Raw genomic sequence first — 15,577 nt, forward strand, 5'->3', positions numbered from 1 at the left:
ATCAGCGCTCCACGATGTTCAGGCCGATGGCCTTGGCGGAACCTTCGATGATGCGCGCGGCGGCATCCAGATCGTTGGCGTTGAGGTCCTTCATCTTCTTCTCGGCGATCTCGCGCAGCTGGGTGCGGGTGATCGAACCGACCGTTTCACGGCCGGTGAGCTTGGCGCCCGAGGTGATGCCCACGGCCTGCTTGATGTAGTGGGTGGCCGGCGGGGTCTTGGTGACGAAGGTGAAGCTCTTGTCCTGATAGACTGTAATCACGGTCGGCAGGGGCGTGCCTTTCACTTCCTTCTCGGTCCGCGCGTTGAACTCCTTGACGAAGCCCATGATGTTCACGCCGCGCTGACCCAGTGCGGGCCCGATCGGCGGCGAAGGCGTGGCCGAACCGGCCGGCACCTGCAGCTTGATATAGCCCAGAATCTTCTTGGCCATTGGTCTCTCCTGTGAATGACCCCGACGCTAGGTCGGGACCGGTGAGCCGTGGTGCGGCATGGCGGCCTCCCACGGATTTGTCCCGGGGCCGGAGCCACGGGAGGCGCGCGTGTAGCAGAGCCGCAGGGTGAAGTCACCTCCCCATCGCCGAAGGGCGACGGGGAGGACAGGTCGAGCCCTTGGTCGACCAGGCGGGGGCGACCGGGTCTGGAACAAGTGAATTGAAAAAGGGGCTCCCGGCATCACCCGGTCGCCCCCTCCTGATCGCTTCGCGATCGTTCCTCCCCATTCGCCTTCGCGAATGGGGAGGTGATGTGCCTTAAGCCGCGCTCTTCTCGACCTGGCTGTATTCCAGATCCACCGGCGTCGGCCGGCCGAAGATCGACACGGCGACGCGCAGGCGGGCGGCGTCCTCGTCGACGCTCTCCACCTGGCCGTCGAAGCTGGCGAACGGCCCGTCGATGACCTTGACGGTCTCGCCGATGTCGAAGCGGATCGTGGGCTTGGGACGTTCGACGCCCTCTTCCACGGCCCCGATGATGGCCTGGACCTCACGCTCGGAGACCGGCAGCGGCTTGGTGCCACCCGCGGCACCCAGGAAGCCCGTGACCTTGGGCGTGTCCTTGACCAGGTGATAGGCGTCGTCGGTCAGCTCCATCTTCACCAGCACATAGCCGGGGAAGAATTTGCGCTCGGCATTGACCTTGCGGCCGCGGCGGATCTCGACGACGTCCTCGGTCGGCACCAGGATCTCGGAGAAACAGTCCTCCAGATCACGCTGCCGGGCCTGGTCGCGGATGTGCTGGGCGACCTTCTTCTCGAAGTTCGAATAGGCGTGGACGATGTACCATTTGTGCCTCGGGTTCGAGGCGACTTTGGCTTCGGGCGCTGCATCCGTCATGGGCGCGTCTCCTTGATGATTATTGGCCGAGGGCGAGGATGAAGCGCGAGGCGATGCCCAGGCCGGTGTCCACGATCCAGAAGAACGCCGCTGCCAGCAGCACCATGATGAAGACCATCACCGAGGTGATCCAGGTCTCCTTGCGGCTGGGCCAGACAATCTTGCGGGACTCCGCGCGAACCTGGCTGGCGAACTGGCCCGGCGAGGTGCGCTTCTTGGGCGCGTCAGGCTCGACCGCCACGGTCGAGGCCGAGGCCGCGCCCGCCATCTGCGGCTTGGCACCGGCGGCCGGATTGCCGGTACGACGGCCGCCGGGGAACTTGGACTTGGCCATGGGCTCTTGGGGTCTCTTCGTGAACGCTTGATCCTGTCCCCGCAGATAGGGAGGCCCGGACTGCGGGGACAGGGGAAGTGGCAGGAGTTGGGGGATTCGAACCCACGACCCCCGGTTTTGGAGACCGGTGCTCTACCAGCTGAGCTAAACTCCTAGACAAATTACGCGCCGTGGGTCGCCCCTCGGCGCGTCGGTTCGCCAGACCGGGGGCTATGCCTCACGCAGCCGGCCATTTCAAGGCCAATCCTCCCCCACCGGGGGAGGTGGCACGATGCATCTTCGCATCGTGACGGAGGGGGACTGCCTCGAATTCGGTGTCTGGGGCCAGCCCCCTCCACCCCTGCGCACGCGCGCGGCGGTCCCCCTCCCCCTGCGGGTGAGGACTAGTGATCCAGATGCGCCGCGACGGCTTCCTTCTCGTCCTCAGGCTTGATCACCTGCTTGAACAGCAGCTTGTCGATCCGCCGGTCATCCATATCGATGACCTCGACCTCGAACCGGCCCAGCTGCAGGATCTCGCCCTCATCCGGGACCCGCGACAGCCGGTGAAGCACCAGACCGGCGACCGTGTGGAAGCCTTCCTGCTCCCCGAAATCCTCGCCCAGCACGTCGGAAAGCTCGTCCAGGTCGGTCTGGCCGTCCACAAGCCATGTGCCGTCGTCGCGCTCGCGGACGCTGACGTCAGCGTCGTCGTGGCCTTCGTCAAAATTACCGGCGATCATTTCCAGCAGGTCGGTGGCCGTCACGACGCCTTCGAACGCCCCGAACTCATCGACCAGAAAGGCCATATGCACCTTGGAGGCCTTCAGGATCTCCAGCGCCTTCAGCACCGAGGTCGACTGCGGGATGAAGGCCGGCGTCTGGACGTGTTTCTCGATATTGAACTCGCCATTGTCCAGCAGACTGTCCAGCAGGTCCTTCTTGTGGACCACGCCCAGCGGATTATCGACGTCGTTCTCCTTGGCCACCACGATCCGCGAATAGGGACAGGTGCGGACCTCCTCGCGCAGGGTTTCCTCGCTGTCGTCCAGCGCCACCCAGAACACCTCGTGCCTCGGGGTCATGGCCACGCGGATCGGACGGTCCCCCAGACGCAGTATCTCCTCGATCATGGTCTGCTCTTCCGGCTCGATCAGGCCGGACGCCGTCCCCTCGGCGATCATGGTCTCGACCTCTTCCTGGGTGACGTCCGAGCCGTCCCGGTCCTTGACGCCCATCAGTTTCAGGATGCCCGAGGTGGACGCCGTCAGCAGGCTGACGAACGGATGCAGCACGATGGCGACCGTCGAGATCGGGCCGGCCGTCTTGGCGGCAATCGATTCGGGAAAGATCAGGGCCAGCCGCTTGGGCACCAGCTCGCCGACGATCAGCGACACATAGGTGATGCAGATGACCACCAGGGCCGTGGAGAAGATCTGGGTATAGGCGTCGAGGGCCGGGAAGGCCGCGGTCAGAATCTTGTCCAGTTCGCCGGCGATCGCCGCCTGACCATAGGCACCCGCCAGAATTCCGATCAGGGTGATGCCGACCTGGACCGCAGAAAGAAAGTGGGTCGGGTCCTCGGACAGCTTCAGCGCGGCTCTCGCGCCCCGATCTCCCCGCTCTGCCCGGCTTTGTAGCTTGGAACGCCGGGACGAGACGACCGCCAGTTCCGTCATGGCGAACAGGCCGTTGAGCACCACAAGGAGCAGAACGACGACAATGGCGATGAGTAACATCTAGGGGGAAGGAGACCGGCGCGGCGCGACTGCCGGCGTCCGCCAGACCATCCTAGTGGAGAATCGACGCCTTCGCCACGGTTTCCTTGTGCACCGGTGTCAACGTCAGACCGGTTCCCACGCCCGTGGACGCCGCGCCCGCCACGTCCACACCGGGAAGCACGGCACAGGCCGAAACCCCGATCAGGGTCCCGATGAACAGACCGATCCGCATTGCACGCCGCATGGTTACCGAATCCCTAACACTCAGGATGCAGAACTAGGCGTCCTGGAAAGGGTCCTGCAAGCGCGCTCGCCCTCGCCGGGAATCGTGTTGGTCAGGGCAGAACAGCCTCGGGCGCGGCGGCGGGGAAGGTCAGACGGCTGCACACGCCGCGTTCGCGGGGGCTCATCTCGAACGAACCGCCCAGCTGACGCGCCATACTGTGGACGATGCGCAGACCCAGCGACCGCGTCTGCGTCGGCTCGAATCCGGGCGACAGGCCCGCGCCGTCGTCGCTGACGCTCAGCATCATCTGACCGGCATCGCCCGAAAGATCGACCACCACCGTTCCACCCCGGTCGCCCGGGAACGCGTGCTCCAGGGCGTTGTTGACGCATTCCAGCATCACCAGACTGACCGGCGTAGACTGATCCTGCGGGAGCGGTTCATCGCCGCCGGTCACGATCAGGGTCACATCCGTTCGCCCCGCCGCCTCAAGGGCGTCGGCCAGAAGCTCGCGGGCGAACACCGCAAATGACAGGGCCTCGCCGTTCCCGTCATGCAGGCCCCGCTGGACCTTGGCGATCAGGGCGGTGCGGCCACGCGCCTCCTGCAGTCCCCGCCGGGCCTCCGCATCCAGCGTGTGCTGAGCCTGCAGGGCCAGAAGGGCGGACACCACCTGCAGATTGTTGCTGACCCGGTGCTGGATCTCGCGCGACAGGAGATCGCGGCTCTCGGCGAGGGCACGGCTGCGCTCAATCTCGGCCTCGGCCCGGCGGCGTTCGCGCCACATGCCTTCGATGAAGAAGATGTCGACCGCGACGACGAAGGCGTAGAATCCCAGCGCCAGTCCTGTGGGCGGGTCCATCTGGAATCCGCGCGAACCGATGAAGAACCACCACGCCGTCAGACCCGACAGCACACCGGTCAGAAGCCCTGCTCTCAGCCCGGCGAGATAGGTGACCACCACCACGGCCGGAAAAAAGGTCAGGAAGGGAAAGCCCGGCGGAAACTGGTCATCGAGCCCGAGTCGCAACAGGAAGGCGATCAGCCACGCCCCGAGCGCGAGCCCGTAGGCGGCTGCCGGATGGGTGATCGTACGCTCTGGTCCCAATTCCATGTCCCGATGGCAGGCGAGGATCTGCCGCCCATACCTCCGCGCCGGAGGGTTTCTGGTCAAGCGACGAAAACGGCCCCCGGATCGCTCCAGGGGCCGTTTCCGTTCAGTCCGTTGACCGCGCTAGCGCGTCAAAGGGTTTTTTACTCGACGATCTTGGCCACGACGCCGGCGCCGACGGTGCGGCCGCCTTCACGGATGGCGAAGCGCAGCTTCTCTTCCATGGCGATCGGGGTGATCAGCTCGACGTTCAGCTCGGCGTTGTCGCCGGGCATGATCATCTCGACACCTTCCTTGAGGTGCACGATGCCGGTCACGTCCGTGGTGCGGAAGTAGAACTGCGGGCGGTAGTTGGTGAAGAACGGGGTGTGACGGCCGCCCTCTTCCTTGGTCAGGATATAGGCCTCGGCCAGGAACTTCGTGTGCGGGGTGATGGAGCCCGGCTTGCACAGGACCTGACCGCGCTCGACGTCCTCACGCTTGGTGCCGCGCAGCAGCACGCCGACGTTGTCGCCCGCCTGGCCCTGGTCCAGCAGCTTGCGGAACATTTCCACGCCCGTGCAGGTCGTCTTCTGGACCGGACGGATGCCGACGATCTCGACTTCCTCACCGACCTTGACGATGCCGCGCTCGACGCGACCGGTCACCACGGTGCCGCGGCCCGAGATCGAGAACACGTCTTCCACCGGCATCAGGAACGGCAGGTCGACCGGACGCTCCGGCTGCGGGATGTAGGCGTCGACGGTTTCCATCAGCTTCAGAACCATCTGCTCGCCGATTTCCGGGTTCACGCCGTCGGTCGCGGCCTTGGCCGAACCCATGGTGATCGGAATGTCGTCGCCCGGGAACTGGTAGGACGAAAGCAGCTCGCGCACTTCCATCTCGACGAGCTCCAGCAGCTCCTTGTCGTCGACCAGGTCGACCTTGTTCATGAACACGACCAGGGCCGGCACGCCGACCTGACGGGCCAGCAGGATGTGCTCGCGGGTCTGCGGCATCGGGCCGTCGGCGGCCGACACCACCAGGATCGCGCCGTCCATCTGGGCGGCACCGGTGATCATGTTCTTCACATAGTCGGCGTGGCCCGGGCAGTCGACGTGGGCATAGTGACGGTTGGCCGTCTCATATTCCACGTGCGCCGTGTTGATCGTGATGCCGCGCGCCTTTTCTTCCGGAGCCGCGTCGATGTCCGCATAGGCCATCGCCTTGGCCCCGCCGGCCTTGGCCAGCGTCATGGTGATCGCCGCCGTCAGCGTCGTCTTGCCATGGTCCACGTGACCGATCGTGCCGATGTTGCAGTGCGGCTTGTTACGTTCGAACTTTTCCTTGGCCATGGCCAAACTCCTGATGGCCCGGTTTGAGGGGCGCTGTGTGCAATCAAAAACCTGGAGCGGGTAGACGGAATCGAACCGACATATTCAGCTTGGAAGGCTGCTGTATTACCATTATACTATACCCGCACGGAAACCGCGTCAGCTCCTTGTTTTCACAAGGAAACTTCCGCAGCTGATCCTCCTCTTCGCGCCTGTTCGCCGTTTCGAAACCGCGTGGTGGGGGAAGCAGGACTCGAACCTGCGAAGCTTACGCAGGGGATTTACAGTCCCCCCCCTTTGCCGCTCGGGACATTCCCCCGCGCGCGTTTCGAACCGTCGAACCCGTCCGTCCTCCCGTCTTTCGACCGGCATCTGAACAAAAGGCTTCGGGGTCTGGACACGCCTGGGATAGAGGGGGCGCCGGACCCGAAAGCCCTAGGGCTCCAAATCGGAGGGCGTCTTATAGTGTCGAGAAATCCAGAACGCAACGACCGGAAATCGGGTCAGAAAGCGGCGTCGAAACCGGGCGGAAAGCCACCCTTCAAGGGGCGCTCCGGTGACGCTTCGGTCGAACCCCGCGGTGGGCCAAAGCCCGGCGGCTGGAACCCCAACCCGCCGGCAAAGGCCTTCTCCAGCGCGGCCCCGCGCAGCGGCGGCGGTCGCGGCAAAGCCGATCCCGACGGCTTCCTGTGGGGCCGCCACCCGGTGCTGGCCGCCCTCGCCAACCCCGCCCGCAAGGGGATGGGCCGGCTTCTGGCGACCGCCGACCGGGCGGCCGAGATCGAGCGCGAGGGCCTCGCCCACGGCCACCAGATCGAGATCATGGACGCCCAGACTCTCGAGCGGATGCTGCCGGCCGGCGCGGTCCATCAGGGTCTGGCCTTCAAGGTCCAGCCGCTGGAGGGCGTGGCGCTCGACGACCTCGGCGACCCGGCCGAGGGAATCATCGTCATGCTGGACCAGCTGACCGATCCCCAGAACGTCGGGGCCATCTTCCGCTCGGCCCTCGCTTTCGGGGCCCGGGGCATCGTCGTCCAGGACCGCCACTCCCCCGCGCTCGCCGGTGCCCTGGCCAAGGCGGCGGCCGGAGCCACCGAACGCCTGCCCTGCGCCCGGGTCACCAACCTGTCCCGCGCCCTCGAACGTCTGGCCGATCTCGGCTGGCGCGCCGTCGGGCTGGACGGCGGTTCGCAGGAGACCCTCGAATCGGCCCTCGACCATCGCCCGACCGTTCTGGTGCTCGGCTCCGAGGGCGACGGCATTCGCCGACTGGTGGCCGAGCACTGCGATGTGCTGGCGAAGATCCCGATGCCGGGCGGGTTCGAGAGCCTGAATGTGTCGAATGCGGCGGCCGTGGCGCTTTATGAGGCCAGCAAGAAACAAGGGTCGCTTGATTAATCGGCCTGCCCTGCCCTACAGCGCGCCATGGAATTTCTCAGCTCCCCCGAATTTCAGCAGCCAGCTGACCGCCCTCGGTCAGGTTCTGGCCATCGACCTCGTCCTCGCCGGCGACAATGCGGTGGCCGTCGGCCTCGCGGCTGCCGCCCTGCCGGCTGAGCAGCGGCGCAAGGCCATCCTGATCGGCCTCGCCGCCGCCGTGGTCATGCGCATCGGCTTCGCCCTCGTCACGGTCCAGCTTCTGGCCATCGTCGGCCTGCTGCTGGCGGGCGGCGTGCTGCTCCTCTGGGTGTGCTGGAAGATGTGGCGCGAGATCCAGGAGCAGAAGACCCACGATCAGGCCGAGGCCCAGGCCGAGCTGGAACTGGCCGCCTCCATCGAGCACGGCACCGGTCCGTCGCCCGAAGAGCTGGGCCTGAAGCGCAAGACCTTCGGGGCCGCCCTGCTCCAGATCATGATCGCCGACATCACCATGTCGCTCGACAACGTTCTGGCTGTGGCCGGCGCGGCGCACGACCACCCGTGGATCATGGTGTTCGGCCTGATCCTGTCGATCGCCCTGATGGGTCTGGCCGCCACCTTCATCGCCCGGCTGCTGAACAAGTACCGGTGGATCAGCTACATCGGCCTGGTCATCGTCCTGTACGTCGCCCTGCACATGATCTGGGACGGCTATCGGTCGGTCGTGGTCCGCACCGACAATGTCGATGCCCACAACGCCTCGGCCCCCGCCTTCCTCGACATCTCGCCGGAAGAGGTCGCCAAACACAGGAAGGGCATGCGCACCGAGGACAGCGCCCTGGCCACGCCCCCGACCCCGGGCGGGCCGCCTGTCACGCCGGCGACGGCCCCGTAGGACGAAAGGCCCGGAGCGATCCGGGCCTTTTTTCTATCCGCGTCCGTCCGTCAGGCGTCCGCCCCGCCGAACCGTTCGCTCCATTCCGCCACCTGGGCGTCCTCGATCTTTCTGAACAGGACCTCGGCCGCCGCGACGGCCTGACTCCTCGGCAGGCGGTCCAGCAGGGCCTCCTCCGCTCCGGGCCAGGACAGGTCGGTCTCACCCACCGCAGCCGCAATCTTCACGGCAGAGTCCGGCATGACCGGCGCTGCGATCCGAGCGAACAGGGCGACCAGATTCAGCCCTGTCCGCACGCCCACGGCGGCGCGCTCCACATCGGTCTTGAAGGCGGTCCAGGGCGCAGCCTCCTGCAGATACTCGTTGCCCAGCACCCAGACGGCGCGCAGGGCCTGACAGGCCTTCCGGAACTCCATCGCCTCGAAGGCCTCGGCGGCCTCGGCAATGCCCGCCCGGACATCGGCCTCCAGCTTCGCCTCCAGCGGCCCGGGCTCGCCGCCGTCCGGCACCACCCCGTCGAACTTGCTCTCGGCGAATTTGACGATCCGGTTGACGAAATTGCCCAGCACATCGGCCAGGTCCTTGTTGGTCGAGGCCTGGAAATCCTCCCAGGTGAAGGCCGAATCCGAATGCTCGGGCCCATAGGCCGTCAGCCGCCAGCGCCAGTAGTCGGCCGGCAGGATCTCCAGCGCCTGGTCCATGAACACGCCCCGCTTCTGCGAGGTCGAGAATTTCCCGCCATACCAGTTCAGCCAGTTGAACGCCTTCAGCGTATCCACCGTCTTCCACGGCTCGCCCGAACCCAGAATTGTGGCGGGGAAGCTGACGGTGTGGAAGGCGACATTGTCCTTGCCCATGAACTGGACGTAGCGGACGTCGTCGGCCCCCTTGTCCAGCCGCCACCAGCTCTCCCAGTCGGCACTATGGGCCTGCGCCCACTCCTCGGTGGCGCCGATGTATTCGATCGGGGCGTCGAACCAGACGTAGAAGACCTTACCCTCCATGCCCGGACGCGGCCCGCCGTCGGGCCCCACCACCGGCACGCCCCATTTCAGGTCGCGCGTGATCCCCCGATCGATCAGACCTTCGTCCAGATGCTTCAGGGCGATGGAGCGGGCCAGGGTCTGCCAGTCCGACTTCGAGTCGATCCAGTCGCGGATCCGCCCTTCCAGCTTCGTCTGCAGCAGATACAGATGCCGGGTGTCGCGGACCTCCAGATTGCGGCTGCCCGAGACCGCCGAATAGGGGTCGATCAGGTCGGTCGGGTCCAGCAGACGGCCGCAGTTGTCGCACTGGTCGCCGCGCGCCGACGGATAGGCGCAGTGGGGACAGGTCCCCTCGACATAGCGGTCGGGCAGGAAGCGCGCGTCATCGACCGAATAGATCATCCGGTCGACCCGTTCCTCGATCAGACCCTGCGCCTCCAGCACCCTGGCGAAATGCTGGGTCAGTCGGCGGTTCGGTTCGCGCGACGACCGGCCGAACCAGTCGTAGCTCAGGCCGAACGCCTGTCCCGCCGCCTTCTGGATCTCGTGCTGTTCGTCGCAATAGGTCTGGACGTCCTGACCGGCGGCCGCGGCAGCCAGTTCGGCCGGGGTGCCGTGCTCGTCCGTGGCGCAGATGTACAGGACCTCATGGCCCCGGGCCCGCTGGAACCGCGCATAGACATCCGCCGGCAGCATCGATCCGGCCAGATTCCCCAGATGCTTGATGCCGTTGATGTACGGCAGGGCCGAGGTGATCAGGATGCGGGACATGGGATTCCGGGCTGGTGGCTGGTGGCTGGTGGCTGGTGGCTGGTGGCTGGTGGCTGGTGGCTGGTGGCTGGTGGCTGGTGGTTAGTGGCGAGTGCCGGGCTTTATCGCAACCCTGCCCAGCCACCCTTCACCAATCACCCAGCCACGCGGCGAAGCCGCCGAGCCACCCGCACGAACCGCCCCGTCAGCAGGACCGACGACACCAGACTGGCGAGGATCACGGCCCACACCAGCCCGTTGACGCCGATCCGCTCCGCCAGCAGCCACCCCGCCGGCATCATGATCAGGCTGTAGGCCGCGAAATGCATGATCGTCGGCCACCACACGTCCCCTGCCGCGCGGTTGGCCGAGGCCGACACCACCTGGATCCCGTCCGCCACGAAGAACAGAGTCGCCAGCACCAGCGCCGGCACCGCGATCGCCAGCAGGGCCGGATCGCGATTATAGGCCCCCGCCACCCAGGGCGCGGTCGGCCACAGCAGCAATGCCACGCTCAGGGTCAAGGCGCTGACCACGCCGATCCCGACCAGTCCGGCCCTCAGCACGCCCCGTCCGTCGCGCGCCCCATAGGCGCGGCCGACCAGAACGGCCGTGGCGGACGACAGCCCCATGGGCACCATGAAGACGATCGCCGAGACGTTCAGCACAATGGTCCAGGCCGAGGTCTCGATCGCTCCCAGCCGGCCGGCGATGAAGGTCATGGCCCCGAAGGCGGCGACCTCGATGAAATAGGAACTCCCGGCCCCGTAGCCGACCTTGCGCTGATCGCGCTCCGCCGGACGGTCGCGAGGGGCCCGGGTGAAGACGCCCAGGTCCCGGGCCTCGGGCATGCGCAGGATGTAGATCACCAGAAACACCGCCAGCGAGGTGCGCGCGAACAGGGTCGCCCAGGCCGCCGCCACCGCCCCGTCGAACCCCAGCCCCAGCACATCGGGCACCAGCAGCAGGTTCAGCGCCAGATTGACGCCATTGGCGACCCACATGGCCCACATCCCCGCCCGGGGCCGGTTCAGGGCCTCCAGAAACAACTGGGCCGCCACGCTGACCAGATAGCCCGGCATGGACAGGGCCAGCACGATCAGCACCGGCGTGGCCCCCTCGGCCAGGCCGTCGGCCAGGCCGAGAGACCGCAGGCCCCACGGCCCCAGCAGGATCAGGCCGATCATGGAGCCGAGGCCCAGCCACAGCGAATAGACCACGCCCCGCCGCAGCACCGCACCGACCTCACTGCGCCGTCCCTCGCCGAGGAATCGCGCCGTCATGACCTGCACGCCCATCAGCAGGCCGATGGCTGTGGTCACCACGATCGCCGTCGGCGTCATGGCCAGCGAGCTGTAGGCCAGCTCCAGCCCTGACCAGTTGCCCACCACGATCGCATCGGTCAGCCCCATGGTCATGATGCCGATCCGCGCCAGCACCACGGGCCAGGCGAGGGTCAGAAGCTCGCGGGTCGTGGTGCGGGTGGCAGGGGAAAGCATGTTGGCGAGTGACTGGTGGCTGGTGGCTGGTGGCTGGTGGCTGAAGGCCGAGGCGGGGGGGCGGCTATACACGCCCGGGCGTGCACCTCACCAGCCACCAATCACCAGCCACCCAACCACCCAGCCACCCCTACCAGGCCCCCATCTCCCGCAACTGCTTCGCCAGCTCCTCCGGCATGTCCCCCGCGTCCATCGAGGACAGATCCGGCGGCGCGTCCTTCGGCTCCAGATAGCGCCAGCCCTGAAACGGTCGACGCGCCTGAGGGGCCGTGCGGATCACCTCGGGGGCCAGCTGGATCAGGCACATCGACGCCTTGCCCTCCCCCCGGGTGGTGATGTCGACGATCGGCATCCGGCAGGTCACCGACCCCTTCATGACCCAGTAGATCGAGCCCCCGTCCTCGATTTCGGCCGCCCGCTTGGGCGTCATCCGGGTGTTGACCGTCAGCCAGTCCCCCTTGCCCGCCCGCCGTTCCAGCGTCTCGACCTCGGTGACACCGACGCACAGTTTGATCATGTGAAGAGGCATGGGCCGCGCACTATCATCTCCCTCCCCCGCGGGGGAGGGTCGTCGCGAAGCGACGGGGTGGGAAGGGCAAGGTGACGCGGGTCGGGTCAGTGAGGCTTGGCTCACCCTCTCCCGCCGGGAGAGGGTCAAATCCATTGGAACTCCTGGAGTCCAAAAAAGTGCAAATCAAAGGCAGCAAAATCAGCGACTTGCACTCATTGGACCCGGCTTTCCAAAGTCCAGGCGGCCCAGCCTCGACGCTCACTCGCTGCGGCAGATACGGCTCACAAGCCTCTGTATCTATTCGCTCTTGTTCGTCAGCCGCTGGCTTCCACCACCGCCAGCACCGCATCCGCCGCCACCTGATCCCCGACGGCGAAGGCCACCTCGCCCACCACCCCGTCGAACGGCGCGTTGAGCGCATGCTCCATCTTCATCGCCTCCAGCACGATGACCGGCTGCCCCTTGGCGACCATGTCGCCGACCTTCGCCGGCGTCGCCACGATCTTGCCGGGCATGGGCGCACGCAGCGTCCCGTCGGAGGCCGGGCCGCCGCCGCCCCCTGCTCCGGACCGCGCGAAGGCGGTCACATCGAACGCCGACCCGTCCTCGAAGGCGATCACCCGGGTCGCCGACAGCCCGAGCAACGGCGTCATCGGATGATCGTCCTCGTCCAGCAGCCGGGCCTCGCGAACCTGCCCGTCGACCACGACCGACTGCGTGCCCCGGGGCGTCGCATTCGCCCGGAAGCCCACGGCGCCCGCCAGCAAGTCCCACGGCGAACCGCTCGCCTCCCCGGCCCCCTCGACCGCGAAATGGCGCAGCGCATGGGCCGCGTCTTCCACGCCCATGTCCGACAGAGGTTCGGCGACGAGGTCGCCCTCTTCAGCGGCAATGAACCCCGTGTCGACGTCGCCGGTCACGAACCGGGCGTGCTCCACGCACTTCACGATGAAGGCGGCATTGGTCTTCACCGGCCAGACCTGGACCTGGCTGGCCGCCTCCGCCAGCGCCTCGGCCGCCTCCTCCCGCGTCTCCGCATGAACGATCAGCTTGGCGATCATGGGGTCGTAGAACTGGCTGACCTCGCCGCCCTCCTCCATGCCCGTGTCGATCCGCACCCCGTCCGGCAGGACGAAATGCTCCAGCTTGCCGATGCTCGGCAGGAAGCCGTTGGCCGGATCCTCGGCATACAGCCGCGCCTCCATGGCCCAGCCGTTGATCGACAGCTCATCCTGTCTCAACGGCACCGGCTCTCCTGCCGCCGCGCGGAACTGCCATTCGACCAGGTCGACGCCGGTGATGGCCTCCGTGACCGGGTGTTCGACCTGCAGCCGGGTGTTCATCTCCATGAACCAGATGCGGTCGGCCCGCAGGCCCTCGGTGCCATCGGCGATGAACTCGATGGTCCCGGCCCCGACGTAGTTCACGGCCTTCGCCGCCTTCACCGCCGCCGCCGTCACCGCCGCCCGCGTCGCTTCGTCCATGCCGGGGGCCGGAGCCTCCTCGATCACCTTCTGGTGCCGCCGCTGCAGCGAGCAGTCGCGCTCGAACAGATGCACCACCTCGCCGTGGGCATCCCCGAACACCTGGACCTCGATATGGCGCGGCGACAGGATGTATTTCTCGATCAGCACCCGGTCGTCGCCGAAGCTGGACGCCGCCTCGCGCCGGCAAGATCCCAGCGCATCCAGAAACGCTTCGCCCGCATCGACCCGCCGCATCCCCTTGCCGCCGCCGCCCGCCACCGCCTTGATCAGGACGGGATAGCCGATCGTGTCCGCCTCGGCCTTCAGCCGCTCCGGCGACTGGTCCGCGCCCATGTATCCGGGCGTCACGGGCACCCCCGCCTCGACCATCAGCGTCTTGGCCGCGTCCTTCAGCCCCATGGCCCGGATCGCCGCCGGCGGCGCCCCGATCCAGACAATCCCCGCCGCCATCACGGCCTCCGCGAACTCGGCGTTCTCGCTCAGGAACCCATAGCCGGGATGAATCGCCTCCGCCCCCGTCGCCTTCGCCGCCGCCAGCACCTTTGCCGCATCCAGATAGCTTTCGCGCGCCGGGGCCGGCCCGATCAGCACCGCCTCATCGGCCTCGCGGACATGCAGGGCCCGCGCATCGGCCTCGGAATAGACGGCGATGGTGCGGATCCCCATCCGCCGGGCGGTCCGGAAAACACGGCAGGCGATCTCGCCCCGATTGGCGACTAGGACGGAGGTGAACATGGGGCCGGTTTAGAGGGGCGCGGGGCGAGGGTCGAGGTCAGAGATCGACGAGACGCTGCATCAGTTTGCGGGTTCCGATCTCGCCGTCCCAGTATGCAATCAGCGCATCCCGGTTCTTGCCGATCCATTCGGCGACGAGACGCTCGTCGCTGGCGACCAATGTGCCATGGAGAACGCGTGGCTCCGGGCGGATCGCCACGACCGCGAGCTGGTCCAGCGTCATCCGGTTTCCGTGAACTGTGCTGACCTTCACCCGCGCGTCGTGCCGGGCGTTGCCCCTGGGGCTGACCCAGATGGTCATGGGCAGGCCCGTGTCTTCCGGATACAGGTTCGCCATCTCGAAAAGCGCGTTCTCCTCTTCGAGCGTCCATTCCGGGTCGACGGGCTGATGCACGTTCATGGCCCCAGCCTGGCACAAAACCGACGGTCGGTCACTCCGCCCAGCGCGGTGTCCGCTTGTCGAGGAAGGCCCGCACGCCCTCCTGCCCCTCGGCCGACACACGCGCCCTGGCGATCCGCTTCGCGGTCTCTTCCATCAGGCCGCGATCGATATCCTGCCCCGCGACGTGATGGACCAGACGCTTGGCCTCGCCCATGGCGCCGGGGGCGTTCTGGCTCAGGCTGTCGGTCAGCATGGAGATGAACTCGTCCATCGACCCCTCGGGCAGGACCATGTCGATGATCCCGGCGTGGGCCGCATAGTCAGCGTCGAAGATGTTGGCCGTCAGGAACAGCTGGCGCGCCCGCCGGGCCCCCACGGCCTCGATCACATAGGGCGCGATGGTCGCCGGGATCAGGCCCAGCTTCACCTCGGAAAAGGCGAACCGGCTGCCCTCGATCGCCACCGCCATGTCGCAGGCGCAGACGAGGCCGGCCCCGCCCCCCATGGCGGCGCCCTCGACCAGGGCCACCGTCAGGGCCGGAATGTCGTGCAGGGCCTTCAGCATCTTCGCCAGCATCATGGCGTCGTCGCGGTTGTCGCTCTCCGACCAGTCGATGGCGTCCCGCATCCAGCCCAGATCGGCCCCGGCGCTGAACGTCCCGCCCGCCCCGCGAATGAAGACCGCGCGGACATTGTCGGCCCCGTGCAGGGTCTCGAAGGTCTCGTGCAGGGCCGCGACCGTGGAGGCGTCGAAGGCGTTCTTTTTCGCCGGCCGGTTGATGGTGATGAACACCACCCCGCCGGTGGTGCTGTCGACCTGGACCAGGTCGTCATTCCCATCCGGGGCCGGGTCCGGGACCAGCGGCTGGGCGATGGCATTGATCTGCGCCGCCTCCCCGTCGGTGATGTCGAGGGCGTTCAGGTCGTTTTCGGTGGGGTCGGCCATGGTGGTCTC

The 15,577-nt window shown here is 67.0% G+C and carries 15 protein-coding genes and 3 tRNA genes; 2 read left to right on the forward strand and 16 right to left on the reverse strand.

Translation table 11 applies throughout. The annotated features are described in order from the left end of the window. Nucleotide 1: 1 nt before the first annotated feature. The 10 genes from rplK to SJY26_RS13845 all read right to left on the reverse strand — a co-directional run bounded on the left by rplK (nt 2) and on the right by SJY26_RS13845 (nt 6,337). Nucleotides 2-433 (reverse strand): 50S ribosomal protein L11, encoded by a 432-nt coding sequence (gene rplK, locus SJY26_RS13800; RefSeq protein WP_013269214.1) that lies wholly within the window; start codon nt 431-433, stop codon nt 2-4. Nucleotides 434-752: 319 nt separating this feature from the next. After that, nucleotides 753-1,334, reverse strand: a complete 582-nt coding sequence (gene nusG, locus SJY26_RS13805) for a transcription termination/antitermination protein NusG (RefSeq protein WP_396593583.1) — start codon at nt 1,332-1,334, stop codon at nt 753-755. Between the two features lie 19 nt (nt 1,335-1,353). Continuing rightward, nucleotides 1,354-1,668 carry a preprotein translocase subunit SecE gene (secE, locus tag SJY26_RS13810; protein ID WP_396593584.1) on the reverse strand — a complete coding sequence of 105 codons (315 nt, stop codon included), beginning with the start codon at nt 1,666-1,668 and terminating at the stop codon, nt 1,354-1,356. Nucleotides 1,669-1,746: 78 nt separating this feature from the next. Continuing rightward, nucleotides 1,747-1,822, reverse strand: a tRNA-Trp gene (locus SJY26_RS13815). 229 nt (nt 1,823-2,051) lie between these two features. Beyond that, nucleotides 2,052-3,386, reverse strand: coding sequence for a hemolysin family protein (locus SJY26_RS13820; RefSeq protein ID WP_396593585.1), 1,335 nt, complete (start codon nt 3,384-3,386; stop codon nt 2,052-2,054). Between the two features lie 52 nt (nt 3,387-3,438). After that, a complete protein-coding gene (locus tag SJY26_RS13825; RefSeq protein ID WP_396593586.1) occupies nt 3,439-3,612 on the reverse strand; it encodes a hypothetical protein in 174 nt (57 codons plus the stop codon). A gap of 91 nt (nt 3,613-3,703) precedes the next feature. Continuing rightward, nucleotides 3,704-4,702 (reverse strand): sensor histidine kinase, encoded by a 999-nt coding sequence (locus tag SJY26_RS13830; RefSeq protein ID WP_396593587.1) that lies wholly within the window; start codon nt 4,700-4,702, stop codon nt 3,704-3,706. Nucleotides 4,703-4,848: 146 nt separating this feature from the next. Continuing rightward, on the reverse strand, nt 4,849-6,039 hold the full coding sequence (gene tuf / locus SJY26_RS13835) for an elongation factor Tu (protein ID WP_396592903.1): 1,191 nt from the start codon (nt 6,037-6,039) through the stop codon (nt 4,849-4,851). A 52-nt stretch (nt 6,040-6,091) separates the two neighbouring features. Beyond that, a tRNA-Gly gene (locus SJY26_RS13840) sits at nt 6,092-6,165 on the reverse strand. Between the two features lie 88 nt (nt 6,166-6,253). Further along, nucleotides 6,254-6,337 (reverse strand) — tRNA-Tyr (locus SJY26_RS13845). A 146-nt stretch (nt 6,338-6,483) separates the two neighbouring features. Between SJY26_RS13845 and rlmB the strand changes: the two genes are divergently transcribed. Together rlmB and SJY26_RS13855 are read left to right on the forward strand one after the other, a co-directional pair. Continuing rightward, nucleotides 6,484-7,416 (forward strand): 23S rRNA (guanosine(2251)-2'-O)-methyltransferase RlmB, encoded by a 933-nt coding sequence (gene rlmB / locus SJY26_RS13850; protein ID WP_396593588.1) that lies wholly within the window; start codon nt 6,484-6,486, stop codon nt 7,414-7,416. Further along, complete coding sequence (locus SJY26_RS13855) at nt 7,409-8,272, forward strand: TerC family protein (protein ID WP_396593589.1); 864 nt, start codon at nt 7,409-7,411, stop codon at nt 8,270-8,272. The genes rlmB and SJY26_RS13855 overlap by 8 nt, the downstream gene beginning before the upstream one ends. Nucleotides 8,273-8,322: 50 nt before the next feature. On the opposite strand, the gene metG is transcribed toward SJY26_RS13855, so the two are convergent. From metG to SJY26_RS13885, 6 genes are all read right to left on the reverse strand, one after another. After that, nucleotides 8,323-10,029 carry a methionine--tRNA ligase gene (gene metG, locus SJY26_RS13860; RefSeq protein WP_396593590.1) on the reverse strand — a complete coding sequence of 569 codons (1,707 nt, stop codon included), beginning with the start codon at nt 10,027-10,029 and terminating at the stop codon, nt 8,323-8,325. A gap of 134 nt (nt 10,030-10,163) precedes the next feature. Continuing rightward, on the reverse strand, nt 10,164-11,579 hold the full coding sequence (locus tag SJY26_RS13865) for an MATE family efflux transporter (protein WP_396593591.1): 1,416 nt from the start codon (nt 11,577-11,579) through the stop codon (nt 10,164-10,166). A 58-nt stretch (nt 11,580-11,637) separates the two neighbouring features. Then, the gene (locus SJY26_RS13870) at nt 11,638-12,036 is read right to left on the reverse strand and encodes a DUF1489 family protein (RefSeq protein ID WP_396593592.1); all 399 of its coding nucleotides are present in this window, start codon (nt 12,034-12,036) and stop codon (nt 11,638-11,640) included. A 296-nt stretch (nt 12,037-12,332) separates the two neighbouring features. Continuing rightward, nucleotides 12,333-14,240 (reverse strand): acetyl/propionyl/methylcrotonyl-CoA carboxylase subunit alpha, encoded by a 1,908-nt coding sequence (locus SJY26_RS13875; protein WP_396593593.1) that lies wholly within the window; start codon nt 14,238-14,240, stop codon nt 12,333-12,335. A 37-nt stretch (nt 14,241-14,277) separates the two neighbouring features. Continuing rightward, nucleotides 14,278-14,640, reverse strand: a complete 363-nt coding sequence (locus tag SJY26_RS13880; protein WP_396593594.1) for a hypothetical protein — start codon at nt 14,638-14,640, stop codon at nt 14,278-14,280. Between the two features lie 31 nt (nt 14,641-14,671). After that, entirely contained in the window at nt 14,672-15,568 is an 897-nt protein-coding gene (locus SJY26_RS13885; RefSeq protein WP_396593595.1) for an enoyl-CoA hydratase-related protein, read from the reverse strand. Nucleotides 15,569-15,577: the final 9 nt, after the last annotated feature.

It is taken from the genome of Brevundimonas sp. R86498, assembly GCF_044598075.1.
GTDB lineage: Bacteria > Pseudomonadota > Alphaproteobacteria > Caulobacterales > Caulobacteraceae > Brevundimonas.

What these genes read in the sequence shown, in the direction of transcription:
- SJY26_RS13880 (WP_396593594.1), bottom strand. Translation starts at nt 14,640, where the DNA reads ATGAACGTGCATCAGCCCGTCGACCCGGAATGGACGCTCGAAGAGGAG.
- SJY26_RS13825 (WP_396593586.1), bottom strand. Translation starts at nt 3,612, where the DNA reads ATGCGGCGTGCAATGCGGATCGGTCTGTTCATCGGGACCCTGATCGGG.
- SJY26_RS13870 (WP_396593592.1), bottom strand. Translation starts at nt 12,036, where the DNA reads ATGCCTCTTCACATGATCAAACTGTGCGTCGGTGTCACCGAGGTCGAG.
- metG (WP_396593590.1), bottom strand. Translation starts at nt 10,029, where the DNA reads ATGTCCCGCATCCTGATCACCTCGGCCCTGCCGTACATCAACGGCATC.
- SJY26_RS13820 (WP_396593585.1), bottom strand. Translation starts at nt 3,386, where the DNA reads ATGTTACTCATCGCCATTGTCGTCGTTCTGCTCCTTGTGGTGCTCAAC.
- SJY26_RS13885 (WP_396593595.1), bottom strand. Translation starts at nt 15,568, where the DNA reads ATGGCCGACCCCACCGAAAACGACCTGAACGCCCTCGACATCACCGAC.
- SJY26_RS13875 (WP_396593593.1), bottom strand. Translation starts at nt 14,240, where the DNA reads ATGTTCACCTCCGTCCTAGTCGCCAATCGGGGCGAGATCGCCTGCCGT.
- secE (WP_396593584.1), bottom strand. Translation starts at nt 1,668, where the DNA reads ATGGCCAAGTCCAAGTTCCCCGGCGGCCGTCGTACCGGCAATCCGGCC.
- nusG (WP_396593583.1), bottom strand. Translation starts at nt 1,334, where the DNA reads ATGACGGATGCAGCGCCCGAAGCCAAAGTCGCCTCGAACCCGAGGCAC.
- rplK (WP_013269214.1), bottom strand. Translation starts at nt 433, where the DNA reads ATGGCCAAGAAGATTCTGGGCTATATCAAGCTGCAGGTGCCGGCCGGT.
- tuf (WP_396592903.1), bottom strand. Translation starts at nt 6,039, where the DNA reads ATGGCCAAGGAAAAGTTCGAACGTAACAAGCCGCACTGCAACATCGGC.